29 protein-coding genes are annotated in these 25,220 nt (G+C 51.1%); 1 reads left to right on the plus strand and 28 read right to left on the minus strand.

Going from position 1 to position 25,220, the window contains the following annotated elements; all coding sequences use genetic code 11:
- Positions 1-192: 192 nt before the first annotated feature.
- The 16 genes from QNH46_RS14305 to QNH46_RS14380 form a co-directional block, all read right to left on the minus strand.
- Positions 193-678 carry a cell wall elongation regulator TseB-like domain-containing protein gene (locus QNH46_RS14305; RefSeq protein WP_213590651.1) on the minus strand — a complete coding sequence of 162 codons (486 nt, stop codon included), beginning with the start codon at positions 676-678 and terminating at the stop codon, positions 193-195.
- Positions 679-709: 31 nt separating this feature from the next.
- Complete coding sequence (locus tag QNH46_RS14310; RefSeq protein ID WP_283924915.1) at positions 710-2,008, minus strand: amidohydrolase; 1,299 nt, start codon at positions 2,006-2,008, stop codon at positions 710-712.
- Positions 1,998-2,648 carry a redox-sensing transcriptional repressor Rex gene (locus tag QNH46_RS14315; protein WP_213590649.1) on the minus strand — a complete coding sequence of 217 codons (651 nt, stop codon included), beginning with the start codon at positions 2,646-2,648 and terminating at the stop codon, positions 1,998-2,000. Before QNH46_RS14315 ends, QNH46_RS14310 begins: the two co-directional genes overlap by 11 nt.
- A gap of 39 nt (positions 2,649-2,687) precedes the next feature.
- A complete protein-coding gene (gene dinG, locus QNH46_RS14320) occupies positions 2,688-5,564 on the minus strand; it encodes an ATP-dependent DNA helicase DinG (protein WP_283924916.1) in 2,877 nt (958 codons plus the stop codon).
- Between the two features lie 151 nt (positions 5,565-5,715).
- The gene (locus tag QNH46_RS14325; protein WP_283924917.1) at positions 5,716-6,348 is read right to left on the minus strand and encodes a tetratricopeptide repeat protein; all 633 of its coding nucleotides are present in this window, start codon (positions 6,346-6,348) and stop codon (positions 5,716-5,718) included.
- 123 nt (positions 6,349-6,471) lie between these two features.
- Positions 6,472-6,855: an aspartate 1-decarboxylase gene (panD, locus tag QNH46_RS14330; protein ID WP_155610095.1), complete on the minus strand. Its 384-nt coding sequence runs from the start codon at positions 6,853-6,855 to the stop codon at positions 6,472-6,474.
- 2 nt (positions 6,856-6,857) lie between these two features.
- Entirely contained in the window at positions 6,858-7,754 is an 897-nt protein-coding gene (panC, locus tag QNH46_RS14335) for a pantoate--beta-alanine ligase (RefSeq protein ID WP_283924918.1), read from the minus strand.
- A gap of 2 nt (positions 7,755-7,756) precedes the next feature.
- Positions 7,757-8,620 (minus strand): 3-methyl-2-oxobutanoate hydroxymethyltransferase, encoded by an 864-nt coding sequence (panB, locus tag QNH46_RS14340; protein WP_283924919.1) that lies wholly within the window; start codon positions 8,618-8,620, stop codon positions 7,757-7,759.
- Between the two features lie 300 nt (positions 8,621-8,920).
- Complete coding sequence (locus tag QNH46_RS14345; RefSeq protein ID WP_283924920.1) at positions 8,921-9,904, minus strand: biotin--[acetyl-CoA-carboxylase] ligase; 984 nt, start codon at positions 9,902-9,904, stop codon at positions 8,921-8,923.
- Positions 9,897-11,201: a CCA tRNA nucleotidyltransferase gene (locus QNH46_RS14350; protein ID WP_283924921.1), complete on the minus strand. Its 1,305-nt coding sequence runs from the start codon at positions 11,199-11,201 to the stop codon at positions 9,897-9,899. Before QNH46_RS14350 ends, QNH46_RS14345 begins: the two co-directional genes overlap by 8 nt.
- Positions 11,202-11,289: 88 nt before the next feature.
- Positions 11,290-12,450: an N-acetyl-alpha-D-glucosaminyl L-malate synthase BshA gene (gene bshA, locus QNH46_RS14355; protein WP_213590642.1), complete on the minus strand. Its 1,161-nt coding sequence runs from the start codon at positions 12,448-12,450 to the stop codon at positions 11,290-11,292.
- 43 nt (positions 12,451-12,493) lie between these two features.
- The gene (bshB1, locus tag QNH46_RS14360) at positions 12,494-13,201 is read right to left on the minus strand and encodes a bacillithiol biosynthesis deacetylase BshB1 (protein ID WP_430691938.1); all 708 of its coding nucleotides are present in this window, start codon (positions 13,199-13,201) and stop codon (positions 12,494-12,496) included.
- A 5-nt stretch (positions 13,202-13,206) separates the two neighbouring features.
- Positions 13,207-13,626: a methylglyoxal synthase gene (locus tag QNH46_RS14365; protein ID WP_196427102.1), complete on the minus strand. Its 420-nt coding sequence runs from the start codon at positions 13,624-13,626 to the stop codon at positions 13,207-13,209.
- A 47-nt stretch (positions 13,627-13,673) separates the two neighbouring features.
- Positions 13,674-14,477, minus strand: coding sequence for a 4-hydroxy-tetrahydrodipicolinate reductase (gene dapB / locus QNH46_RS14370; RefSeq protein ID WP_283924923.1), 804 nt, complete (start codon positions 14,475-14,477; stop codon positions 13,674-13,676).
- 20 nt (positions 14,478-14,497) lie between these two features.
- Positions 14,498-15,031: a tetratricopeptide repeat protein gene (locus QNH46_RS14375; protein ID WP_283924924.1), complete on the minus strand. Its 534-nt coding sequence runs from the start codon at positions 15,029-15,031 to the stop codon at positions 14,498-14,500.
- A 54-nt stretch (positions 15,032-15,085) separates the two neighbouring features.
- The gene (locus QNH46_RS14380) at positions 15,086-15,394 is read right to left on the minus strand and encodes a nucleotide pyrophosphohydrolase (RefSeq protein ID WP_283928444.1); all 309 of its coding nucleotides are present in this window, start codon (positions 15,392-15,394) and stop codon (positions 15,086-15,088) included.
- A 249-nt stretch (positions 15,395-15,643) separates the two neighbouring features.
- On the opposite strand from QNH46_RS14380, the gene QNH46_RS14385 reads away from it, so the two are divergent.
- On the plus strand, positions 15,644-16,513 hold the full coding sequence (locus QNH46_RS14385; protein WP_283924925.1) for a YitT family protein: 870 nt from the start codon (positions 15,644-15,646) through the stop codon (positions 16,511-16,513).
- Between the two features lie 81 nt (positions 16,514-16,594).
- Here the strand turns inward: QNH46_RS14385 and QNH46_RS14390 are convergent, their stop codons facing one another.
- The 12 genes from QNH46_RS14390 to QNH46_RS14445 form a co-directional block, all read right to left on the minus strand.
- The gene (locus tag QNH46_RS14390) at positions 16,595-17,461 is read right to left on the minus strand and encodes a sporulation protein YpjB (protein ID WP_283924926.1); all 867 of its coding nucleotides are present in this window, start codon (positions 17,459-17,461) and stop codon (positions 16,595-16,597) included.
- Between the two features lie 55 nt (positions 17,462-17,516).
- Entirely contained in the window at positions 17,517-18,143 is a 627-nt protein-coding gene (locus QNH46_RS14395) for a DUF1405 domain-containing protein (RefSeq protein ID WP_283924927.1), read from the minus strand.
- 101 nt (positions 18,144-18,244) lie between these two features.
- Positions 18,245-19,117, minus strand: a complete 873-nt coding sequence (locus QNH46_RS14400; RefSeq protein WP_283924928.1) for a menaquinol-cytochrome c reductase cytochrome b/c subunit — start codon at positions 19,115-19,117, stop codon at positions 18,245-18,247.
- A gap of 21 nt (positions 19,118-19,138) precedes the next feature.
- A complete protein-coding gene (gene qcrB, locus QNH46_RS14405) occupies positions 19,139-19,810 on the minus strand; it encodes a menaquinol-cytochrome c reductase cytochrome b subunit (protein WP_016311825.1) in 672 nt (223 codons plus the stop codon).
- 16 nt (positions 19,811-19,826) lie between these two features.
- Positions 19,827-20,369 carry a Rieske 2Fe-2S domain-containing protein gene (locus tag QNH46_RS14410; protein ID WP_283924929.1) on the minus strand — a complete coding sequence of 181 codons (543 nt, stop codon included), beginning with the start codon at positions 20,367-20,369 and terminating at the stop codon, positions 19,827-19,829.
- A 185-nt stretch (positions 20,370-20,554) separates the two neighbouring features.
- Positions 20,555-20,977, minus strand: coding sequence for a DUF2487 family protein (locus QNH46_RS14415; protein WP_283924930.1), 423 nt, complete (start codon positions 20,975-20,977; stop codon positions 20,555-20,557).
- Positions 20,978-21,057: 80 nt separating this feature from the next.
- On the minus strand, positions 21,058-21,255 hold the full coding sequence (locus QNH46_RS14420; RefSeq protein WP_110932512.1) for an IDEAL domain-containing protein: 198 nt from the start codon (positions 21,253-21,255) through the stop codon (positions 21,058-21,060).
- Between the two features lie 15 nt (positions 21,256-21,270).
- On the minus strand, positions 21,271-21,774 hold the full coding sequence (locus QNH46_RS14425; protein ID WP_283924931.1) for a gamma carbonic anhydrase family protein: 504 nt from the start codon (positions 21,772-21,774) through the stop codon (positions 21,271-21,273).
- Between the two features lie 93 nt (positions 21,775-21,867).
- Positions 21,868-22,956 carry a hypothetical protein gene (locus QNH46_RS14430; protein WP_283924932.1) on the minus strand — a complete coding sequence of 363 codons (1,089 nt, stop codon included), beginning with the start codon at positions 22,954-22,956 and terminating at the stop codon, positions 21,868-21,870.
- A 91-nt stretch (positions 22,957-23,047) separates the two neighbouring features.
- Positions 23,048-23,650, minus strand: a complete 603-nt coding sequence (locus tag QNH46_RS14435) for a histidine phosphatase family protein (RefSeq protein WP_283924933.1) — start codon at positions 23,648-23,650, stop codon at positions 23,048-23,050.
- 140 nt (positions 23,651-23,790) lie between these two features.
- Entirely contained in the window at positions 23,791-24,393 is a 603-nt protein-coding gene (locus QNH46_RS14440; RefSeq protein ID WP_283924934.1) for an anti-sigma factor, read from the minus strand.
- Complete coding sequence (locus tag QNH46_RS14445) at positions 24,390-24,983, minus strand: RNA polymerase sigma factor (RefSeq protein ID WP_283924935.1); 594 nt, start codon at positions 24,981-24,983, stop codon at positions 24,390-24,392. The genes QNH46_RS14440 and QNH46_RS14445 overlap by 4 nt, the downstream gene beginning before the upstream one ends.
- Between the last annotated feature and the right edge of the window lie 237 nt (positions 24,984-25,220).

A 25,220-nucleotide genomic window follows, 5' to 3' on the forward strand; every position in this document is an offset into this window, starting at 1 on the left:
AGTTATATATAAAATATTGCATGAATTGATATACTTCGATATATCACAAACTACAAATAAGAGTATAACATATAGTTCGCGTAATATCGAAACCAAAGTATGAATATATTTAAAATTTTTAGGGAATAGCAAAGAACCTCGCCCACCCGAGCGAGGTTCTCCCTATATACTTTATGGATTGCGCCATCTTGATCAACGATTCGGCAGCGTAAATTTATCAGGCAGAATCGAGCCGTCGCTAAACTTGAAAAACTGATAGTAGTGATGCTCCTTCTCCTTGTAAAAGAGCTGCCAGACATATTCGCCCTCATAGATCCCCGGCATGAGCCTGACGATTCTGATTCCCGGCAGCTGGCTTTTGATGATATCCCGGATCTGCTGCTCGTTGGTTCCGCCGCTAAGAAGCTCTTCATGCGCTTCCCCGCCTTCCGGCAGCCAGACCATCAGTTCTTCACCGTTCTCGTTTTGTCCTTGAACTACCCAGCATACCTCGTCCCACACCGATTTCCACGTCTTGTCGACCGATACGATGCCCGTTTGCTGTTTAGCCGTCTGAATCGCCGCTGATTCCTCATTCCAAGTATCCTGCATGACGTATACATAAAAACGATGAAGGCCAAAGAGCACAAGCAGCAGAATGAGGATAGAAAGCAGGATCCATTTGGTTCTCTTCTTCAACCTTCTCTTCCTTTCCTAAACAAGCTTGAGGCTATCTGGATAACAGACCTTCAAAAGCCGCCTGTGCCTCATGGCGAATCCGCTCTTCATCCAGGGTGAGGCACGCGCCGTGCTTCACGATTTGCTTCCCGTCAACCCATACATGCTCTACATCTTTCGGTCCAGCGGAATATACGACATGAGAAACGTAATCGGTTCTCGGCACAAAATGAGCCTGCTCGGTGTTGAGCGCAATGAAATCCGCTTTCATTCCTGCGGCAAGTTTGCCCGTATTGTTAAGGAACACGGATTGGGCCCCGTATTCTGTCCCCATCCGCAGTGCCTCCAGCGCCGGCACAGCCGTCGGATCTCCTGATACCCCTTTGTGAATCAAAGCGGCGAGTCGAATCTCTTCAAACATGTCTAAATTATTGTTGCTCGCTGCGCCGTCGGTACCGAGCGAAACGGTAACTCCTGCCTTCAGCAGTTCAGGAACCCGCGCTACGCCGCTAGCCAGCTTCAGATTGCTGCCTGGATTGTGTGAAATCGCAACTTTATGGGCAGCGAGCACTTCAATCTCTTCATCTGTCAAATGAACGCCGTGCGCAAGCAGGGTCGGGCGCGAGAACATGCCCAGCTTAAGCAAATGCTCCACCGGTCTTGCCCCGTAATCGGCGACGTTCTGCTCCACCTCGGCCTGCGTCTCCGACATATGTGTATGCATTGGCAAGTCGAGATCATGTGCAGCCTGCACGAACTGCTCAATGTAATCCGGCGGGCAAGTATAAGGCGCGTGTGGCGAAATCATCGCCGTAATCCGGCCGTCCGCTTTGCCGTGCCAATTGCGGGCAAAAGCAACCGCTTCATCCAGCTTCTGCTTCTGTACGTCAGGCGGGCACAGCCCGATCGCCCCGCGCATTAGTACCCCGCGGATGCCGGATTCCTCCGTCACCTGTGCGACCTTGTCCATATGATCATACATATCAAGGAAGGTTGTCGTTCCCCCCTTAATCATCTCCAGTACGGACAGCGCAGTTCCCCAGTACACGTCATTACGTGTGAACTTCGCTTCCATCGGCCACATTTTCTCCTGCAGCCATTTTTGCAGCACCATATCGTCCCCGTAACCGCGCAGCAGCGACATGGCCGCATGACCGTGCGTATTGATCAGACCAGGCAAAAACAACAGGCCTTTTCCGTCCATAACTTCCGCATTCTCGCTGCCTTCCGGGCGCTCGGAGCCAATATAGGTAATAAGGTCGTCCTCAACGAGCATATAACCGTTAACGACAGGTTCTTGTTCTTCCAGCACGGCAAACGTACCGTTTGTGATTAGCAGTTTACGACTCATTCGAAGTAAGTTCCTTTCCGTCATTCAAATAATAGGCAAGACTGAGCAGGTCCGTCGTGAAATCAGCCGCATGTATTCTTACCTCCGATGGCACCTTCAAAATCGTTGGCGCGAAGTTAAGAATCGCTCCGATCCCGGCGGCAACAAGCTGATCCGCCACGCGCTGGGCCTCGAAATCAGGAACCGTAATGATACCGATCCGTATGTTCATCGCTTGTACCGTCTCCACGAGCTCATCGATCGGTTGAACGGTAATATTGTTGATCTTGGTGCCGATTTTGGACGGTGCGGCATCGAATACCGCCACGATTTTCATATTGTCCTTCAGGTAGGCATTATAGTTAGACAGCGCTTGGCCTAGATTACCAGCTCCGACTAGAGCTACATTGATCTGCTGATCCAGATTGAGGATCTGCCGGATTTTTTCAATGAGATAAGACACGTCGTAGCCGATGCCTTTACGGCCAAAATCCCCAAAATAAGCGAGGTCCTTACGGATTTGCGCAGGATTAAGATCAAGCTTCTGGCCCAATTCCTGAGAGGATACCGTAGGCACTTCACGAAGGCTCAGCTCATTGAGGAAACGCAAATACACTGGCAATCTGCGTACAACCGCATCGGAAATTTTTTCTGATTTCATAGCTTTTCTCCCCTTATAATGGCGCGATATGAATTACGGTTATTGCTCCTTTGCCCCCTGGACTTCGTGAACATCCAGCCATTCGGAAATTCTCGGTACCATTTGCTCGGTCGGCATATGTTCCATCTTCGGCCCAGGCAGCGAATATAAGAAATATTTTCCGTAGTAAGATTCCAAGATGCGCGTATCGTACACCACCACTATCCCGCGATCCTGAGAAGAGCGCACCAGGCGTCCAAACCCCTGTTTGAAGCGGATGACGGCCTGCGGCACGGACAGCTTCATGAATGGGTTCTTCTTCTCCTTCTGAAGCCTTTCGCTCTTCGCCTCGACGAGAGGATGGTTCGGCGGCTGGAATGGCAGGCGGACAATAGCTAGGCTGGTCAGCGCCTCCCCCGGTATGTCCACGCCTTCCCAGAAGCTGCTCGTGCCGAGCAGCACGGATGCTTCCTGGCCCTGGAATCTGCGGGTCAGCTTCGTGCGGCTGCCGCTATCCATACCTTGGCCGATGACGGTAATTCCCTCGGAGGATAATTGCTCCTTCAGCGGGTCATAGACCTGGCGAAGCATCCGGTATGACGTGAATAACACCAGCATCCGGCCGCGCGTTGCTATAGCCGTCTCGGCTAACGACTGTACCAGCATCTTCACGAAATGTTCATCCCCCACGCTGCCTTTGACGCTCGGGAAATCACGCGGAATGACGAGCAGCGCCTGGTTTCTGTAATTGAACGGCGAAGGCAGCATGGAGGTCAGCAGCCGGTCGCTGTCAGCGGCTTCCTGCAGTCCAAGCTGTTCGATCATGTACTGGAATGACTTATCCACGGACAATGTAGCCGAGGTCATCACCACGCTCTTCTTTTTGTCGAAGAAATAGTTTTTGAGCTGCTGGCTCACATCGATCGGAACCGCGTAAATCTGCAAGGAGCGGCTGCGGTAATTCCCGTTACCTTCGATCCAGTATACGGTGTCCTCGTCATCAAGTTTCATAAACGAACGGATCGCTTCCCGCTCTGTCGCCAAGTCCTTGAGCAGACCGCTGATATCCGTCAGCAAGCTGTCCGCCCCGTAATCCTCCTGCTCGTCCCGGATGTCGTTCAGCATCCGTTCCCCTTTGCGGACGATGTCCCCCAGCAGCACATAGATATGATTCTCTAGCGCACTGAGCGTATCCCAATCCTTAGGTTTCTTGTGCGGCAGCAAGCGAAGAACAAATTGCCCCGGGTCGCCAGGAGCCGCATCGCTTCGTTCCGGCATTAGGGCGAACAGCATTTCGCTCAGCTTGTCCCAGCTTTCCTTCACATCAAGCAGCGAAGGATAAATGCCATCGATTACAGTGCACCAGTCCGCGGCTTTCTCGCCGGGCGTATTCTGCAGCTGCATTCTCAAATTAGGCAGCTGCCCTGTCTTACTGTCCTTGAATAGGCGGGTTAATGTGTGTACGACCGTAAAGTATTTCATGTGAAGCCCCAAATGCTTGCCTGCCACATCTTCCAAATGATGTGCTTCGTCGATGACCAGCCGTTCGTACCCCGGCAGCAGCTGATGCCCTGCCTGAATATCCGTAAACAGCTTGGAATGGTTCGTGATAACGACATCAGCTACGCCAGCCTCGTGTTTAGCCCGGTGGTAGTAGCATTTGCGAAACCATGGGCAGGAACGCCCCAAGCAGGAATCGGAATCACTGGCCACCGTTTCCCAGAAATCGCCGCCGCGGCTGCTCAAATTCAGTTCCTCATCGTCGCCCGTTTCGGTTTGAGTCAGCCATACGATCATCTGGGCTGCTGTCATGACATCTTCTTTGGGAGAAACGAAATCTCTCCTACTTATTTTATGTTCAAATTTGCGCAGACACAAATAGTGCTGTCTTCCCTTAAATACTGCCGCACGAAATGGAAATGGCACAACCTCAGTTAACAAAGGGATGTCCCGCTCGCGAAGCTGCTCCTGCAAATTGATCGTGTGCGTACTGACCATAACGTTCTCGTCGTGCTTTACGCTGTGATATATGGCCGGCAGCAAATACCCGAGCGATTTGCCCGTGCCAGTTCCGGCCTCGACAAGCAGATGCTTGTCTTCGTCGAAGGCGCGCATTACTTCCGTTAGCATCATGTTCTGCGCCTCGCGCTCTTCATATCCATGCAGCTTGGCGCGCAGATGTTCACTCACCTGCTCCTTGAACTCCGTAAAGCTGACATTATCTAGCGGATTGTCCAGCATATTCTCCCTAGCAGGCATAATATCCATCCAATCCTCCACTTGCAAAGCGTACTGGCGGTAATACGTAAATCCGTCCGTGTCTTGCTCGCCCTGAAGCTGTCTTTCCTGCAGCGCAGCATCAAAGAACCAGCCCAGATCGCTGTCTTCCCCAGCAAACAGGTCGGCGAGACGCTGCAGCGTCAGAAGCGGCAGGTCGTTTAACTCTTCCAGGCATTTCAGGAATATATAGGCCGTGGCCAGCGCATCGCTGTCAGCTTGATGGGGCCGGTCATGCTCTATGCCGAACTCGGCAGATACCAGTCCGAGCTGGTAAGAACCAAGCGAAGGGTACAATATTTTCAAAAAATCCATCGTATCCAGAATGCGCCCGGTAAAAGGCAGATAGCCTGTTTTGTCCAACGCGCTCTGAAGATAATTAAAATCAAAAGCCACGTTGTGGCCGACAAGCACGACATCGTTTAGAAGCGGAACCATTTCCATCATGACTTCATCCAAGTCCGGCGCATCTTTGACGTCATCCTCGGTAATCCCCGTCAATCCTGTAATAAAAGGAGGAATCGGTATCGTCGGCTTAATGTACGAATGATATACCTGGGAAACGGTCAAATTATCATCTATAATGGCAAGTCCAACTTGAATGATCTCATCGGAGGACTGATTGCCCGTTGTCTCAAAGTCAAGTACAGCATATTTCATTTCTGTTCTATGGTCCCTTTCGTTCCAGTCTCTATTTCTCTTAACAGCATAACAGAAGATGGGCGTTTTGAAAATTGACACAGATGAATACAAAAGAAGCGATGCGCCGCAAAATAACGGATTCCCGCATCGCTCCTGCATTCGGCCCCGCCTACATCAATTTCGTAAGCTGAGTGCCATACTGAAGTTTTCCTGTGCTATGCAGACAGGCTTCCCAATTGGCTAACGGTTCCGGCAAGCTGGGGTCGCTATGGTGAGCAAGGGTGAAAAATTCCCTCGCTTTGCTGCGATTTCCCTTTTTCGCCTCAATGCAGCCAAGCGCATTGTAAATAATGGAACGCAGCCGCTTGTTTGGCGCACTCCTAAGGACTGCTTCAAAATGGATTGCGGCCTCCTCGCTTTCATCCAGATGAAGATGGCACATCGCCAAATAGGTGCGGCCGATCAAGCTGTCCGGATATTCCTTTAGTACGGCCTGAAATTGATCCAGGGACTGGGGAAACATCAGCAGCTTATAATATCCCTGGCCTTTGACAAAAGCGTCGGCGCTCATTTCCGGATAATCCGGCTCATATCTGTCCTCGAGACTAATACCGGATTGGCGCAGCATTCCCATCTTCTCCTCGAAAATAAGCCATTCTTCAATCATGCTATCGCTCATTTGCCGCAGAAGATGCCACTTTCGGGCAAGTTCATGCTTATGAATCCCTTGGGCGATCGGGTATTGCCGGGCAATTTCATCCAACATTTCATTCATTTCCGCAAACACATGTTGAAACATCATCCGCAACCCACCCTTTAACGAAAATGAAATCAGTGCGAGGCCTTATGTTCATTTTTTGTTCCCGGGGGGCTTTTCATTCCCGAAGGCATTAATTGCATAACGCCGGCTGCGAAAGTCTAGCCCTTAACGAATCGTAGCGTGGACTTCCTCTTTGGCAGTCTCTACGGGACGATTGTGCTCATCGACGAACACGACGGTCGGCTTATGGCTTCTCAGCTCTTCCGCGGACATTTGCGCATAGGAAATGATGATCACGTTGTCGCCGGGTTGAACCAGCCGGGCTGCCGCCCCGTTCAGGCAGATCACTCCGCTCCCGCGCGGCCCTGGAATGACATAGGTTTCCAGACGCGCGCCGTTATTATTGTTCACGATCTGCACCTTCTCATTCTCAAGAAGATCCGCCGTCTCCATCAGATCCTCATCGATTGTAATGCTTCCAATATAATTCAAATTCGCCTCGGTTACTGTAGCCCGGTGAATTTTCGATTTCATCATCGTTCTATACATGGCTATTTGTCTCCCTCCATCGTTAAAATAACGTTGTCGATCAGCCGGGTGGCCCCAAATTTGACCGCGGCGGCAATCAGCAGCTTCCCATCTGCATCCTTGACGCGCATCGAGCTTGGTACGGACTCCAGGGAAGGAAAACGGCGGATGTCCGCATAATCGATCACAGCGGTCGGCTCAGCTTCGATACTCCGAACCAGCTCCAAGGCAATATCCCCTGCCGTTGCCGATTCCTTCTCTCTGGCCATCTGTTCCGCCAGCCGCAAAGAACGGGAGATGACCAGCGCGGCCTGACGCTGCTCCGGCGACAAATATACGTTGCGGGAGCTAAGAGCCAGCCCGTCCTCTTCTCGTACGATCGGACAAGGAACGATTTCGACATCCATATTGAGATCCTGGACCATTTGCGTAATAACCGCAACCTGCTGTGCATCCTTCTGTCCGAAATAAGCCCGGTCTGGAGCAACGATATTCAGCAGCTTGCTGACTACGGTCGTCACGCCGTCGAAATGGCCGGGACGCGCTGCCCCGCATAGGTGATCCGTCAGCTCGGCCACGTGAACCTTCGTCTTCGTCGGCTGTGGGTACATCTCATCGACGGACGGCAGGAATACAATATCTACGCCTTCACGTTTGGCGAGCGCCATATCTTTGTCACGGTCGCGCGGATAACGGTCAAAGTCCTCATTAGGTCCGAACTGGATCGGATTTACAAAAATGCTCAATACGACAAGATCATTGTCCATCCGGGCGCTCCGCAGCAGGCTGGCATGTCCTTCGTGCAAATATCCCATCGTAGGAACGAAACCGACCTGAAGCTCCCTTCCTTCTTTAGCGGCGGCAAAGCGCTCAGCCCGCAAATGCTCCCTGACATCCTTAATCTCCGTTAACACAATCATGACTAACCTTCCACCTTCCCTTTACCATACAAACCATCGACTACCTTCTCGTCGGCAGCAAAAACATGCTGCTCTCCAGGGAAAGCGCGCGTCTTCACATCGTTCACATATTCTGAAATGCCTTGTCGGATCTGCTCACCGATATCGGCATAGGTTTTCACAAATTTCTTCTCCCGGTAATCCGGGGCATATTTCAACACATCATGGAAAACGAGCACCTGCCCATCGCATCCCCGCCCCGCACCGATGCCGATCGTTGGAATTGCAAGCTCCTTAGAAATTGCTTCAGCAACCTGCTCGGTCACCAGCTCCAGAACGATGGCAAACGCTCCAGCCTGCTCCAGAGCTTTGGCGTCAGCCATGAGGCGCTCGGCATCCGCTTGGTCTTTCCCCTGAATGCGATATCCTCCGATCTGATTGACGGATTGCGGCGTCAAGCCGATATGGCCCAACACGGGCACGCCAGCCTGTACGACCGCTTGAACCGTATGAGCGATTTCTGCGCCCCCCTCCATCTTCACAGCATGGGCATGGCCCTCCTGCATAACCCTTCTGACCTGACGCATGGTCTCATCGATGCTGCCATGATAGGTCATGAATGGCAAATCTGTTACGATAAAGGTGTGCTGGGCGCCTCGTGCTACGGCCCGGCTGTGGTAAACCATATCCTCGATCGTTACCGGAATCGTCGTATCGTAGCCAAGCACGACATTGCCAAGCGAATCTCCGACCAGAATGAGGTCTACGCCCGCTTCTTCCGCCAGCCGGGCAGAGGGATAATCGTATGCGGTAATCATGGTGAGCGGGATTTGTTCCTGCTTCATTTTTTTCATTTTCACGATGTTTAAGGCATGTTTGACTGTCATTTCCTTCATCTCCTTTGGTTCTCAAGCCTCGCGGGTGGTTCATCATCCATCAGTCCGGCGCCAACGACAAATAAACCTTCTATCGCCATCGTCGCAGCGCTAAAAAGGTCCGAATCCAAAGAAGAGTCACTCTCTCGTTCGTCCCTTCTGTCTCGGTCCTTTCCGGCTCAGAGCAGAATCCGACGCAACCGAACAAAACCACGGTCATGACGGTTTTTCACTTCCTTCAAATAACAATGTCCACAAGAGTGCAGCTCGAATCATCGATACCGCCTCATGTGGACAGTATAACAAAGTTTCTTAAGGATTACACCCGTCAAAATGCACTTCTCCGGAGAAAATTGTGGTGAGACTGTCATCCTCTTGCATGACGAGGAGTCCTCCCCTTTCTTCCAAACCGATCGCTCTTCCGCTTACTTCTCCCTGTGCAGTCTTGACGGTAATATGCTGGCCAGTTGTCACGGATAATGCCTCCCATAAGTGACCGATCGGGGCGAAACCCTCTTCCATGTAAAGCCCATAGAGCTTCTCCATCTCTGTCATCACTGCGCCGATCAGTACAGCCCGGTCCACCTTCCGGCCGCTTTCGATTTGCAGAGAGGTCGCGATGGATGCCAGCTCCGGCGGCAAGTCGTCAGGTTCTAGATTGGCATCGATGCCGATCCCCGCAATGCAATAGCGAATCATTTCATCCTCACCTACGGACTCCAACAAAATCCCGCAAATTTTGCGTCCGCGGACCAGCAAATCGTTCGGCCATTTAATGCCGACGCCGATTCCCGTCACTGCCCGAACGGCGCGGCATACTGCCACCGCAGTGAGCAATGTAAGCTGGGGTGCTGCGGATAAGGGAAGCTGCGGACGAAGCAGCAGGCTCATCCAAATCCCCTTGCCGGCAGGAGAATGCCACTTGCGGCCCTGCCGTCCTCTGCCGATCGTCTGCTCCTCGGCAATGACAAGCGTACCTTCACTCGCTCCGTGCTCCGCCAGCAGGCGAACCTCTTCCTGCGTAGATGTGGTTACATCCATTAGCTTCAAGGTCCGGCCGAAAGAGACCGTGCTCAATGCCTGGAGCAAGGTACTGTATTCGAGTTTCTCCGGTTTGCTGACCAAACGGTATCCTTTGCGGGAGACAGCCTCAAATTCATAGCCTTCCTCACGAAGCTTGTTGATTTGTTTCCATACCGCCGTCCGGCTTATCGACAATTTCCGGCTGATTTCTTCACCGGATATATACTCGCCTGTCCTGGACAGCAGCATATCAAGCAAGCGGCTATCACTCATTTTGCTTCACCACAGCTTTCACATAATCGAGCAAAAGCTCCTTCTCATTTGGCACATCGCCGACGGCTACGAGCTGCAGCAGCCGCTTCATTAGATCCCCCAGCCATGGGCCGCCTCTCTGGCCTAAAGCCGCAAGTACGTCCCCGCCGCGAATCGCCAGCTCCTTTAGCTCGTGAACGGGCACGTCGCGGTGCCAGCGCATTTCCTCCTCATTCAGACGAAGCAGCGCCTCTTTCCCCACGATTGCCTGGCAAGACAACCATTGGCGCTCGCGCTCCAGCCACAGTTGGCTGATCATGTGTCCGTAGTGCAGCTGAAGCTCGATCCAGCTCCGGCGAAGCCGATCCGACCCGGCTGCACCGAGTCTTGCTTTTATTTCGCCCCATGCCTCATCAAATCTCATGATGTCTGATGTAGTCTCAGCGACCTGATTCGAGAATGTCCATGCTTTCATCCTGGCCTCCGCCTCATACCCGGATATTCCTAATCCTTGAAGGAGCAAAGACCATCTTAGCTCCTGGGGACTGGCCGGCATATGGCTCAACGCCTGAAGCTGTCCCTCCTGCCGGGGGCTCCGCTTGTCACCTTCTTTAAATGGCAGCTTGGCATAATGCAGCAGCTGGCTGCGGCGAAGCAGCTCCAGTCCCCGGAGAGGATTCGGCCCCAGCATCAGACGCTCCAGTTCGGACCGTACGCGTTCCATCGCCACAAAGGTTAGTTTATCCCTACCTTGAATAAGCGCCCGCCAGAGGCTCTTTGAGGGGCGGAAACCGAACACCGACGCAAAGCGAACTGCTCGCATCATACGGAGCGCATCCTCGTCAAACCGCTCCGCAGCCTGTCCAACGCAGCGGATGACTCCTTCCCGAATATCCGACCACCCCTGAAATGGATCCGTCAGTTCGCCATCCAAACTGCGGGCAATCGCATTCATCGTAAAGTCGCGGCGCTGTAAATCCTGGGTAATCTCATCCACAAATTCGACGGCTGCAGGGTGGCGATGATCTTCATAATGGGATTCTGTGCGAAACGTCGTGACCTCAAACGGATAGTCTCCCATCAGCACTGTAACGGTGCCATGCTGCAAACCGGTCGGAATTGTACGTTCGAACAGTTCCATAACTTGCTCAGGCTTCGCCGAAGTCGCGATATCCATATCATGCACCGGGCGGCCCATCAATTCATCCCGAACGCAGCCTCCGACGAAATAGGCGCTGTAGCCGGATTCGAGCAATGTTCTAAGCACCTGTTCCCCCTGATGCAGCATCAGGGGGTCTACCTGCTTCCATACTTGCATAACTATAACCTCCAGAGGCCACCCCTCTTTACATTCAAACAGTCAGGCAGCGCATCGTGGCATTCCATGCCTGCCCAAATGAATTATTTCATCCGCAAAGCGGCTTCGGTACGGGCGTTTTGCGTCCCAGCACTTTATAATAAATGCTCTCATACTGCGCTGTAATGAGATCGCTGCTGAATTCGTTTTTTGCACGCGCCAAACATGCCTCACGGAATTTATGCGCAAGCTGCTCGTCTTTAAGCAGCGAGAGCGTGTCGTCCGCCATCTGGCGCGTATCGCCGATGGGGGACAGGAAGCCCGTCTCTCTGTGAGCGACCAGTTCGGGAATCCCTCCCGCCATCGAACCAACGGTTGGAATGCCGCAGGCCATCGCTTCCAGGGCAACAAGACCGAAGCTTTCCTTTTCGGACGGCAGGAGCAGAACATCCGCCATCGAGATAACGTGAGCGATATCATCCTGCTTGCCGAGGAAATGGACGCGATCCGCCAATCCCAGCTCTTTTACTTTCCATTGGATTTTGGGAAGATCGGGACCTTCGCCGACGAACAGCAGCTTGGAAGGAACCTCTGCATTGACCATATTGAATACATCCACAACATCGCTTACCCGCTTGACAGGGCGAAAGTTGGAAATATGCATGAGCACCTTCTCACCGGGACCGGCGAATTCGCTGCGGCAGGATTTCGCGTCACGCGGGTAGTACACCCGCTCATCCACGAAATTATACGTGAGCTCAATATCTCTCGAAATGTCAAGAACCTCGCGGGTCTCTCTCATAAGATCGCGGGACACCGATGTAACTGCGTCGCTCTCGTTGATCGCCAGCCGGATCAAGTCCTTCAGCGATTCATCCTGCGCAAGCACTGTAATGTCCGTTCCGTGCAGCGTGGTGACGATTTTCAGTTTATCGCCAACCATTTGTTTGGCCAGAAAAGCGCAGACCGCATGCGGAACCGCGTAATGCACGTGCAAAATATCCAACTCCTGCTGCTTGGCTACCTGCGCCATCTTCGTGGCCAGCGATAAATCGTAAGGCGGATATCGGAATACATAATAATCGCTGACCTCTACTTCATGATAAAAAATATTCTTGTGGTAGCTGCCCAAGCGAAAAGGAACGCTATGCGATATGAAATGAACCTCATGTCCTTTCTCTGCCAGCAGCTTGCCTAACTCAGTGGCAACAACCCCGGAACCGCCAAGCGTCGGATAACAGGTTATGCCGATTTTTAGAAATGGGTCCATAAAGTGAGGGACCTCCTTCGTAGTCTTGTGCCTTAATTTGAATTTATATGCTGCTGGATCCGAACCGTTCTATCAAAAAGGGCGACTTGACCGCAAAGCCTTCGGCATAAGGAATAAGCTTGCGTTGGCCAAGCAAAGCATCCCTTGCTTTCACCCGTTCCACATATCCCTGATTCAGAGGCGTCGGAGCAATATCCTCTCCGGGAGCGGCCTGTCCAAATTGAGAACGATAGCATTCCAGCGCTTGCTCCTTGACCGGGTAAAACTCGGTAATATCTACGAGCAAGTCCGGCGTTCTCCAATCATTAATGAAATAAAAATATAAATCAGGAAGCGGGATTGCAGGAATTTCCGGCATATAGCGCCGCAGCTTGGCGTTGAAGACGGCTTCCTCCACAAGCTTGCTCGCTGCCACATGATCAGGATGGCGATCCTCCCAATACGGAGCGAAGACGATATCCGGCGCATGCGACCTGATCACCGCAGCAACAGCGGCTATATTGTCGGGCGTGGCATCCAGTCCCCGATCCGGCAATCCCAAATTTCCCCGATGCGCCAGCCCGAGCACCCGGGAAGCTGCGGCCGCTTCCTCTTTGCGCAATTGAACATTGCCATTTGAGGACAACTCGGCTTCCGTCAAATCGAGGATGCCCACTTTAAATCCGGCCGCAACCTGCTTCGCGATCGTGCCGGACATGCCGATCTCCGCATCGTCAGCATGAGCGCCAATGACGAGAATATCCAGCTTAATGCTCATTACGCTAACCCCGGCTTGTTCTGCTCCACCAGCTCACGCCAGGCGAAGTCTCCCCGGTCGAGAGCCCGGATGAGGATTTCCGCTGTTGCCATATTCGTTGCCACAGGGATGCCGTGCACGTCGCAAAGGCGAAGCAATGCTGTGATGTCCGGCTCATGCGGCTGAGCCATCAGCGGATCACGCAGAAAAATGACGAGATCCATTTCGTTTTGTGCAATCAGCGCGCCGATCTGCTGATCGCCGCCGAGCGGCCCAGACAGGAAACGGTGAATGTTCAGGTTCGTGCTCTCCATGATCCGCGCTCCTGTCGTTCCCGTCGAATATAATTTCTTATCCATGAACACATGTTCATAGGCTATAGCGAGGTTAACGATATCTTCTTTTTTTCGATCATGAGCAATAAATGCGATGTTCATCATGTGCGTTTTCTCCTTTTTGAGCAGCATCTCTAAATATCAGTCCACTATCAGTCTACAAAATGCTCAAAGCCGTAAATCAAGCCCTCATATTCGAGCACTTTGCTGATCGCAAGGTTGACCCCCGGCATATATCCGGCGCGCTCGTAAGAATCATGGCGAATCTTCAACGTCTGGCCAAATCCGCCGAAAATAACTTCCTGCTGGGCGAAAACCCCAGGCAGACGGACGCTATGGATACGGAAGCCATTATAGTAGCCTCCTCTTGATCCTTCGATCGTCTCTTCCTCATTCGGATTGCCTTGGCGCAGCTCCTCACGGTTCATGGCGATTAATTCCGCGGTTTTCACTGCAGTTCCGGAGGGAGCGTCTAATTTCTGATCCCCATGATATTCGATAATTTCAAGATGAGGGAAATATTTAGCCGCCTGGGCCGCAAATTTCATCATCAGGATGGCTCCGATGGAGAAGTTGGGAGCAATCAGCCCGCCGATTCCCCGCTCCTGACACTGCTTGTCCAAATCCTCGATTTGCTCCGGTGTGAAGCCCGTTGTTCCGATTACCGGACGAACTCCATGCTTGATCGCCGTCACAGTGTTGGAATATGCCGACTGCGGCGTCGTGAAATCGACCAGCACCTGAGGTTTGCCTTCCACCAGCGCCAGCTCCAAATCCCTGCTGAGCGTTACGCCGCAAGCGGGAAGACCGACTAACGTACCTGCGTCCAGGCCTTCATCCGATAAATTCACAGCTGCCACCAGGCGCAAATTCGGATCCTCAAGAACCATCTTCACTACTTCTTTACCCATTCTGCCGCCAGCTCCGGCAACAGCTACTCTAATTTGTTCAGTCATTCGAAATTACCTCACATTTCCTAGGATGATGATTGATTAATCTTGGATGCGAACCGTTGTTCCAATTGTTGAAGCTGCTTTGTGATAGCCTCGTCTTGCGGAAGCTGCATCGCCTCCCGGACGGCTCGTAAAGCAAGCGTGTACTGCTGCAATTCACCATAGGCTATCGACAGCCATAGCTGAGCGATGACCGATAACGGGTCCAATTGGACCGCCCGTTCCAGCAGGGCAACCGCAGATTTCGCCAACCCGCGAACAGGATCCTGGGGCTTCTCCACCAGTTTCTTCGCCATGAGAGTCAATTCCTTGGATTGCAGCCGGTCATAATGCGATTTATATTCCATATGGGCAGGTTCTAGCGTGGCAGCCAAACGGGCATGATGAATCGCCTTCTCCAGTTGACCGCTGCGCGCGCAAGTAATTGACAAGCGATAATGAATGTCTGCATTGTCCTGTCCCTCAGCCAGCGCCTGCTCGAACCAGTGAATCGCTCCCTCAAAATCATTATCGAAGATGCTGCGATAAGCCTTCTGCAAATTTTGTTCAACCTGCATATGCTGTCCCCCCACAGTATGGGCTGAAATTACTACAGCATATGACGTAATGAATTAATCGGTGTCCTTTTTGGTCCAACGCTCAGCATCGCGGGTATTAAATTTATGCATAACCTGATTATGCGCTTCCGTCAGGTCGATGCCGAGCGAATTCGCAAAGCAAATCGTAATGAACAATATATCGCCTAGCTCCAGTTCGATGGAATTGTCGGCTTCCTCCGGCTTTTTCGGCTTCTCACCAAAGCGGTGATTCACTTCCCGGGCCAGCTCGCCGACCTCTTCACTCATCCGGGCAAGCATGCTAAGCGGACTGAAGTAGCCTTCTTTGAATTGCGATATGTATGCATCCACTTCCCGCTGCATTTCCGACAGTGTTTTCTCTTGCAATGCCTATGCCTCCCCGTCTTTACTCAGGTTTTATCCCTATGTTATCGTAAAGACGTTTTGAAAACAAATCATTTTTTAATCGCCGTGCAAAAGGTATACTATAAGAATTGAGCATTGATCTTTAGTGAAAAATCGGCGGAGTTGAACAACGATCAATACTTCTAACGCAAATCGGTGAAAATAAGAAGATAACGCAATTTATTTTACTGCAGGCGAGGGATTTTAATGAGAACTCTTAAACTGGCAAGCTATCTGCGTACTATTCTTCCCATCATGCTGGGAACGGCGATTTATGCATTCGGGCTGCTCTATTTCATTATACCGAACCAATTAATGGAGGGCGGGGTAACCGGTGTGACGATCCTGCTTAACTACGCGTTTGGCATTTCCCCTTCCATCTCCAATCTGGTGCTGAATATCCCTTTATTTCTATTAGGGTGGAAAATATTAGGCGGACGCTCCATCATATATACAGGGCTCGGCATTGCATCTTTGTCTTTTTTCCTCTGGATGTTCGAAAATATGATTCGTACCGGTTGGATCAATCCCTTTACGACCGAGCATGATTACATTCTTGCCTCCCTTTACGCCGGGGTTACGCTTGGTGCGGGCCTTGGCCTCGTTTTTCGCTTTGGAGGCACGACCGGAGGCTCGGACATCATCGCCAGAATTCTCGGCCGCAAATACGGCTGGAGCATGGGACAAGTGATTTTAAGCCTGGACGTGATCATTATCGGCTTGTCTCTGTTCTATATCCGGGAGGAAAATATTCTATATACGCTGGTTGCCGTCTTTATCGCCTCCAAAGTCATTGACTTCATCCAAGAGGGCGCCTACTCCGCTCGGGCCTTCACCATCATCAGCGACTTCGCTCCGGATATCGCCGACATCATTACGAAGGAACTCGAACGAGGCGTCACGCTCATCCCGGCTGTCGGCGCCTATTCCAAGCAAGCCAAGCATGTTGCTTACTGCGTCGTCTCAAGGCAGGAAATGCGGCGGCTGCGGGAGATCGTCAGGTCCGTTGACCCTAGAGCATTTATCATCATCAGCGACGTTCATGACGTACACGGGGAAGGCTTTAAAGAGGATTAGCCCCGCTCCATAAGGAAGCAGGGCTAACAGGAACAGTCGCTTGCTTTGCTATTCTCCCGTCTTTAGAACGGTGCCGCCATTTTATTTCGGCCTTTGCACCGGAGATACGTCTTGTTCGGCCTGGTATTTGCGCATCGCCGTAAAAGTCAGCGCAAGCATGATCCAGCCGCCGATCAGGGCGCTCCAGTACCAGGGACTCCGAATCCCGATGATCGGCAAAAAAACGGGCTCATGGCCTTTGCGCCCAAACAGCTCCTGCAGCAGCGGCCCCCCTTGATCGATCGCTCCTCTCAGCGCCGCCTCATCCCAGGAAGCATCTCCCCCGAGCCGCTCCATATAGGACAGCCATGATTCGAACTTGTTCACGTCTGCTGCGTCTCGTTGAATGAGCGCAGCCGGCCTGATCATTTCATAATTCGCCTGCAAGGATTGCAGCGCTTCCTTGAATCCGGTCCGGTCACCGCCCGAGCGTGCCTTTCCCATATCCTGCAGACTGCTGGACATCACTTTATAGTATTGCTGCCATAGGGCATCCCGTTTATGCGTCAGGCTGTTTACGGCCAGCCTTAACCGTGCTGACGTCTCAACCCACGCTTCAGGCGACAGCTTCACCCGGTTGATCGTCTCCCTAGTATCCATAATGCATTCCGCGAGAGCATGGATGCCATCTACAGAAGTCACCCCCCGAAACGACAACCCCTCAAGGGTCCGGATTAATTGATCCATTTCCTGGTGCGCTGCTGAAGTATCTCCTTGCTGCATGACATTGTACAGGCGCTCTGTCACGGTTTCAAAGCTCTTCAGCCTCTCGTCCCGTTCCGTTGCAGACGATACTTCGGAATCGCTATTCATCGCCGCAGCCATGCCCGGATGCTGCACCATCCAACATACTGTCAGCAGTGCATACAACAGCACGAGCAGCCCCCGTCTCTTCTTGTCCCGCGTCACGGACATCCCCCCCTTACCAATCATGGTATGGCAAGCTGTCCCGCCTTAGAACCGCTTATATTCTATTGGCTGCTCTCATGGCTATCCAACCGGCTGCTATGCTGGCTCCCGTCAGCGCCACGGTAAAGACCGCCACATACCCAACATCGTCCCAGAGCGCTTGCGGCAGCCAAGGATAGACGCCAAACGAATAATCTATGAAATCATTTAGGAATGTCCAAGCCCCCGCTGCAAGCAGCATAACCGTGCCGTATTTGAAGAAGCGGACGAACAGCAGCGCTTCAACCGCCATAGCTAGATGGGAAGCCACCAGCATCCAATCCTGCCATACGAGCACCTCGCCCTGATATGCACCCGCAAAAATAATGCTTACCGCCCATATGCCGTACTTGACGCTCGTCACCACCGCTAACGCTTCAATTAATGTGCGAATCCGATTATACTTCGACAATGTGGTCGGAAACATTAGAAACAGCAGCGCCAGCGTAAAAAACAAGCTCGCCGTCGGGCTATCCGGCACAAATGGAATCAACCAGCGCGGATAATTGGCCCATGTCTCCCGAAGCTGTGCCTCGTACCATATGTACCCATAAATCGTGCCCAGCAGATTACTTATAAACAAAGCCCATACAATGAACCGGTTTGTTAGAAACTCCCGGCTCCACAACCATGACAGCCTCAACATTCATGCTCCTTCCATGCAGCAGGTTTGCGCAGCCGCAATTGTCCTTGGAAACCAAAAACCTGATCGACGCTGCGATCAGGTTTTGATTTATTTCTATTTTACTGTTCGGCTTTTTGTTTCGCAAGCCATTCGGCCAAGTGATCGATTTCCTCATCGGACAGACCTGCCTTGGTCGCAGTTTCATACATTGGCGGCATCGTCTTGTAGCCTTCGTGGATGATCGTTAGAATCTCATCCTTGCTATGTTTGTCGCCGATTCCACGCAGTGACGGAGCCGCGGTTCCTTTCAAATCAGCAGCATGGCAGTTGATGCAAGTTGCTTTCTTATACGTCTCCATCGCCGGATCATCTTTATCGACGATAGCCACTTCCTTCTGCCGAACTGCATTGGAGGTAGGCAAGCCTTGTTCCCGTTTCTCCCTTGCCTCTTCCTCGCGTTGGATATGCTCCGGCTTCGCGCCCGACTTCTCCAGCTCATGCGTGTAATGCGTCCAAGCTACGTTTGTCAAATACACGACTGCTGCCAGCGACAGGAACATCAACGATGAAGCGATTGGACGGCGATAGAAGCGGCGCTCCTTCCCGCGATCGAGGAATGGAGCGAGCAGCAACCCACCGAATGCCACGCCCGGAATACCAAGTGTTCCAAGTACAACCCAGTCTCCCGAAGCATAAGGATATTTCAGGTACTGGTACAGGAATAGAAAGTACCAGTCCGGCATCGGGATGACCGACGCGCTGGGGTTAGCCGGATAACCGAGTGGAGCAGGCTCCGAAATGGTCAATACGAGAAACCCAACAAGCACGACGACTCCGACCATCCATTCTTTTAACAAAAAGTTCGGAATAAACGCCTCCGATTTGCCCGGATATGCCGTATAATCAGGAGGAGTGATGAATCCGTTACCCTTGCGTACGCGCGAATCGCCGACAAATACGACTTTTTCTTTCGATTTGTCTACGTGAGCCATGTTAGTGCCTCCCTTCTAATTTTATAGCGGACCGGAAATACCCTGTCTGCGGATCATAATAAAGTGTCCTACCAGAAGGATAAGCAGCACGGCCGGAAGGAAGAACACGTGAATAGCAAAGAACCGAGTAAGCGTCTCAGCCCCTACGATGGTACCGCCCTGAAGCAGCTCTTTGATGACAGGCCCGAGAACCGGCACAGAGTTAGCGATTTCAAGCGTAACCTTCGTTGCAAAATACGCTTTGTTGTCCCATGGCAGCAAATAACCAGTCAGACCGAGTCCGATCATGACGAAGAAGATCAGCATGCCCACGACCCAGTTCATCTCCCGCGGCGCCTTATAGGAGCCCGTGAAGAATACCCGGAGCGTGTGAAGGAACATCATGACGATGACCAAGCTTGCTCCCCAGTGGTGCATACCGCGGACGATTTGGCCAAATGCGACCTGTGTCTGCAAGTACTCCACACTGGCGTAAGCATTAATAATGTCAGGAACGTAATACATCGTAAGGAACATTCCCGACAAAATCTGGATTACAGTAATAAAGAACGTCAAGCCGCCGAAGCAATACACGAAAGCGGAGAAGTGATGCGCCGGGTTAACGTGCTCAGGAACCTCGTGGTCCGCAACATCTCTCCAAATCGGCGTGATATCAAGACGTTCATCAATCCAGTTGTACACATTTTTAAACATCCGAATCTACGCCTCCTTATTTCACGATCGTATTCGGGATAATTTCACCCAAATAGACCCAATCATCCTTCAGCATGACCTTGTATTCGTCAAGCGGAGCGGACGCAACAGCGAGTTGCTTGCCCTCTTTCGTATAATGCGCGCCATGACAAGGACAATGGTACTGCTCAGGAAAACTCTCATTAGTGTTCCAGCCGACCGTGCAGCCCAAATGCTTACAGATCGGTGAAAGCGCATAAATATTGCCGCTCTCATCCTTGCGGATCCAAGCGACGAGTGATGCTGTGCTCGAATACCAGCCGTCCTGCTGCTGCAGCTCGAACGTGAATTCCTGCGGCTCAGTCGTGATCTTACTGACTTCAACTACCTTAACAAAGGTGCCCTCGCCTTTCTTCTGCAGAATCGGGTCTACAGCAAAACGTACCATAGGCAGCGCTGCACCCCCTACCATAAAAGCGGTAGCGCCCCCCAGCGTATATGTAAGAAACTGCCGACGGGACATTTCCTTACGTGTAGGCGGTTTATGCGATGATTCATGCTCGTCGTTATGAATGCTCATACTGTCTTCAACCCCCTTTGCAAGCCAATTCTCTCTCCCGTTTCAATGATAAATCTCACATGTTTTGGTAAGACATATTAATAATATATTAGGGTTCTGAGAGCGTCAAGAATATCCGTCGTCTTTTTCCGTCCCTGGTGCTCAACGAACGCATAAAATGTTGATAATTTGTCACAATTGATGTTTTAGCCCTGCTGCCACATTTGCTGAATTTTCCTGCCTACCGCGGCGCTTGCTTCGGTACCCTGAACTTCCTTAAATTCACTTGCGGCAACGATTAAATCGGCATGAGGAATATATTCGGCCGGAAGCTCGACATCGGCAGACGCGACGATGATATAGTTAAAACCAGATAACTTGACATTATGACAAATTTCATTTATTTGCGACAATATATTGTCCCGTCCATATTGAAAAGAAGGATATGTTACCACTCTTCCCTTGAATGGAATCTCGATCCAATCCATAACGTCTCTTAACCTCTCAAGCGCAGCGGTCACTTCATGTGGCTGCTCGCTCCCGGTGAGCCCGGTGACCGGAATGAGGCAAGTATCCAGATACGGTCGCAGCTCTTCCCATGACGCCGCCTCGATTTCACTGAATTTCATATGTATCCCCTTCCTGTTTTCCTTTAAACATTATATACAGAGGATATCGTCAATTAAAAGCTTGAAAAAAAAGAATGCCGTTAACGGCATTCCTTCAAATCCTCCAGCGCTTTAAGTTCTTCTGTCAAAGCTCGAAAGGCTTCTTCGTCACCCTTGGCCAAAGCGGAATCAATTTCACTGTAAATTTGCTCGGAACGGTGTTTGCGTAGAGCTTCATCCCATATCATCTCCGCGGCCAGGCCAAGCATCACTTCGTAAGTTACCTTCATTTGATCCATAGGATGCACCTCCAACTAGATCCTGTATTCTTTTCCTTTCACAACATAGCTGTCGGTCGTCAGTTTCATTCGCTGCAAATCAGCTTCCGTAAGTTCGCGGACAACCCTTGCGGGTGAGCCCAAAGCAAGCGTATAAGCGGGGATGACTGTATTTTCCGTGACTAAAGAACCTGCTCCTATTAAAGCATATTCACCGATAGCTGCTCCGTTTAAGATGATAGCCCCCATGCCGATTAAAGTGCCCCTGCCTATATGACAGCCGTGAATGATCGCGGCGTGGCCAACAGAGACATCGTTTTCAACGATTAAGGGTTGCCCGGTATTGACATGGCCAATAACCCCATCCTGAAGATTAGTTCTCTCCCCAATTCGGATCTCAGCCAAATCTCCACGAAGCACCGCGTTGAACCAAACGCTGCTGTCTTTACCGACGGTTACGTCACCGATCAGTTTAGCGCCTTCTGCAATGAATACTGAAGCATCCAACGCAGGCCGTTTTCCCCGATAATTCAGTAACAAGATAACCACTCCTCCGCTTTGAATTGGGAGTGATTGTAACAGCATGATTTGTCATTGTCAATGTACGCGGCAGGCTACCTCTCTTCGATGCAATTAGCGCTTTACCAGCTGCTGAACGCAGTGTTTCCCGAAAGGTGTCATCTGCACAAATCTTTCACGTGCTTCGCCTTCGCCGATTCGCAGCATACCCAGATGCAGCATCATGTGCAAAATGCGTTCTTCGAAAATGGACTCCGGAGTATCGTAATAAAACGGCTTAATTAAAAGCTTCATTTGCGCGAACAGCGAAACTGCTGTTACCCATTCACTGGAGCAGCGCTCTATCCAGTAGATCAGAGAGAGCAAGTTAGGGATAGGCCCTTTATAAAGTCTTAACCAAAAGCTAACAAACTGTATCATCGGTTCCTGCTTATTTTCCGCAAGGAACGCACTGCCGTTAGCCGTCAGGACCAATAATCCGCCTTCCTCCCTTATCCATTTCATGTGATAGGCATAGTCGTAGAGCAGCGCCAGGCGGTTCGGATAATCCTTGAACCTTCGCCCATAGCCAAACCTCCAGCCCTTGCCTACCAGCGGCTCCGCCACGTGAAGTTTGTCCAGGAGCTGCATCTGATTTCTTCTGTACATGACGCCTTCGGCGTTCAACGGTATTTCGTGATGATAGACATAATCCAGCAGCTCTCTTAAATCCTTCGGAAGCAAATCATACTCCTCCCTGTAGACGGTCGGTTCCGCACCCGCTGGTGTAACGGCCGATTTAAACCGAGACTCCAGAGATGCTCTGAAACGCCGCTTCAGGTCCTCGGGAACTTCGAACAAGTACTTTGTGCTTGCGGTTGAACCGTTAAACAGCCATCCACGCTGCCTGAATCTAGTGATGACATCCCTGGGGCTCTCGCGCTCTTTGGCATCCTGCGTGAAACGCGACTGCTGAGCACAGGCGATCAATTCTTCCAAGCTGAACTGGCGTCTTCCGTCAAATAGCAGCCTATTCAGAAAGCGCAAATCTTCCAGACTCAATTGATCGAGATGCTGCTCGATAAACTCCCTGCGCCCGACCGTCTGTAAAATCGACTGAATCAGATCGTTCTTAGAGTTTCCGTTGCATTCGCATTGGTAATGATCCGCTATTCTGCTAAGCTGTCCGATATCGGCAAAAGTGAGCATATCCGCCAAGTCCATATTTTACCGCCTCGCTGTTTTACTACCATTATGGGAAAATTTGCAGCTTTTATTCCGTCATCACAAAAAAAATAACCCGTGAATATTCGGGTTATTTCGAATCCTTCAAATTTTCTGTAAGATGCTTCGTACAGTTATAAAGCAGCATGTCCCAATCTTGATCCTTCTTCTCCAGAATCGTAAGCGACAAGTTGCCAATCCGTTCTGTGTACTTATTATCATATAACGCAGTATATAACTGGGCCAACAATGCCCCATGTGAAATGACAAGGATGCGCTTATCCGGATAACGCTCGCCCAGCTCTTCCATAAACTCCAGTGCGCGCCGCCGAATGTCATCCTCTTTCTCCAGGCCCAAGTCCAGCATGTACCAATCTTTACCCCAAAGGGTCTCCCTCTCCTCCGAGGTCAAGCCCTCGATTTGGCCGAAGGCCCGCTCCATTAATCTAGAATCGGGGTCGTATACCGGGATTTGCAAAATTTCGGCAATGATTGCGCCTGTCTCCTGAGCGCGCGATAATCCACTCGTAATAATAAAGTCCCATGGGCGTTCACCGCTCTCGCGTTGAAGCCTCTCGGCAAGCATCAGAGCTTGTCTGCGCCCCTCATCGTTGAGCGGGATATCGCTTTGGCCTTGGATTCTCCCCGCCGCATTCCAATCTGTTAGTCCATGACGAATTAATCCGACAATCATGTTGAACCTCCGCTAGTTTGCTTCGATAGTTTGCTTCGATAATTTGCTTCATTTGAACAGTACTATAATATATTCTTGCCTTTAAAAACAAGCGCTTCTTCCCGCAAATGGGTGAAGAAGCGCTTGAACTGTTATTGAATTTATCTCCTTGCCCGGCGTATGCCGCTGTAGGATATGAGCGCCAGCAGCATGCCTGCCATCGACAGGACCATCCAATATTGCGGATAGGCAGGGCCCATTTGCATAACAAAAGGCTCTACAATCCCGCGCGAGACGTTCGACAGGTCAAATATGGGGAACTCCGCCGAGGAACCCATATCCTCAGTGATAACAACGGGCTTAAGCACACCCGTAGCCGGTTTGATCGAATCATTGCTCTGGCCGTATCCACCGATCAGGAATACGAGGAAGCTGCACAAGAATACTGCCAGGAAACAGGCGGACCAAATGGATACGCGCCGTCTAATCCGATTGGTAACTTTGCTATGCTCGCCGCCAGGTGCGAGCCAAGGCGATTCCGCATAGATGCGATCCATGACTTTGCGGTTCACCCGCTCCGCCTCATCTGCTGACAACTCCACCGGCAGTTCATGAATCATTTCTATACTTTCCTGCCATAAGGAGTATTCAGCCGCACAGTATTCGCAGCCCAAAATATGCCATTCCAGCATTTTACGCTGGGGATCATGATCCGGCAAGTCGGAAATTAATCCGAACAGCTCTTGGGCCTCTCTACAATTCATCTGCTTTTCATCCCTTCATACGGCTCGTAAATCTGTTCATAAAAGTAGGGTTCAAGCTGACTTTTCACGCTGCTGCGTGCACGGAATAACAGAGACTTCACTGCGCTTACGCTTTGGCCCAGCACACTCGCGATCTCTTGATAATCCAGTTGGTCGTACTCACGAAGGATGAGCGCCGACCTCTGCTTCTCCGGAAGACTATTAATCGCTTCACGCACCAATTCAACCTTCTCGCTGCGCAATATCGCTTGCTCCGGTGCAAGCTCGTTAGGCGCCACCGGTACAATACCGCTCTCTTCCAGCGGGACGCTACCTGCGCGCTGCTTACGCAGCTCACTTAGCACGGTATTTCTGGCGATCGTATACAGCCAGGTTGAGAATGATGCATCCACTTCGCGGAAGGAGTTCAGACTCCGAAATGCTTTATAGAACGTTTCCGAGCATAAATCTTCTGCGAGCAGCTCCATATGAGCGCTCTTCAACATGTGATAGATAAAGGCCAATATCTTACGCTGATATCTCCTCATCAATTCCGAATACAGCTCTGTATTGCCTTCCTTAATTTCACGAATCATTTGGGAATCCGTCATTTGAGTGCGATCCTCCTCGCCCATCCATGTGCTTCTTCCCGTTCGACTCTCTCTCTTCATTATTACCGAACAGGATTCAAAAAGTTGCGGTTTTCAGGTCATATTTTTTTATAAACCAAATTATTGCTGAATTAGCAGGCCTTCGTACAATCCTTGAATATTATACCATAGATTCCTAATAAGAAAAATAATCGCTTTGTAACCGCCGTAACCGCAAACTACATTCTAGACGAAATC

This window comes from Paenibacillus woosongensis (genome assembly GCF_030122845.1).
GTDB classification, from domain to species: Bacteria; Bacillota; Bacilli; order Paenibacillales; family Paenibacillaceae; genus Fontibacillus; species Fontibacillus woosongensis_A.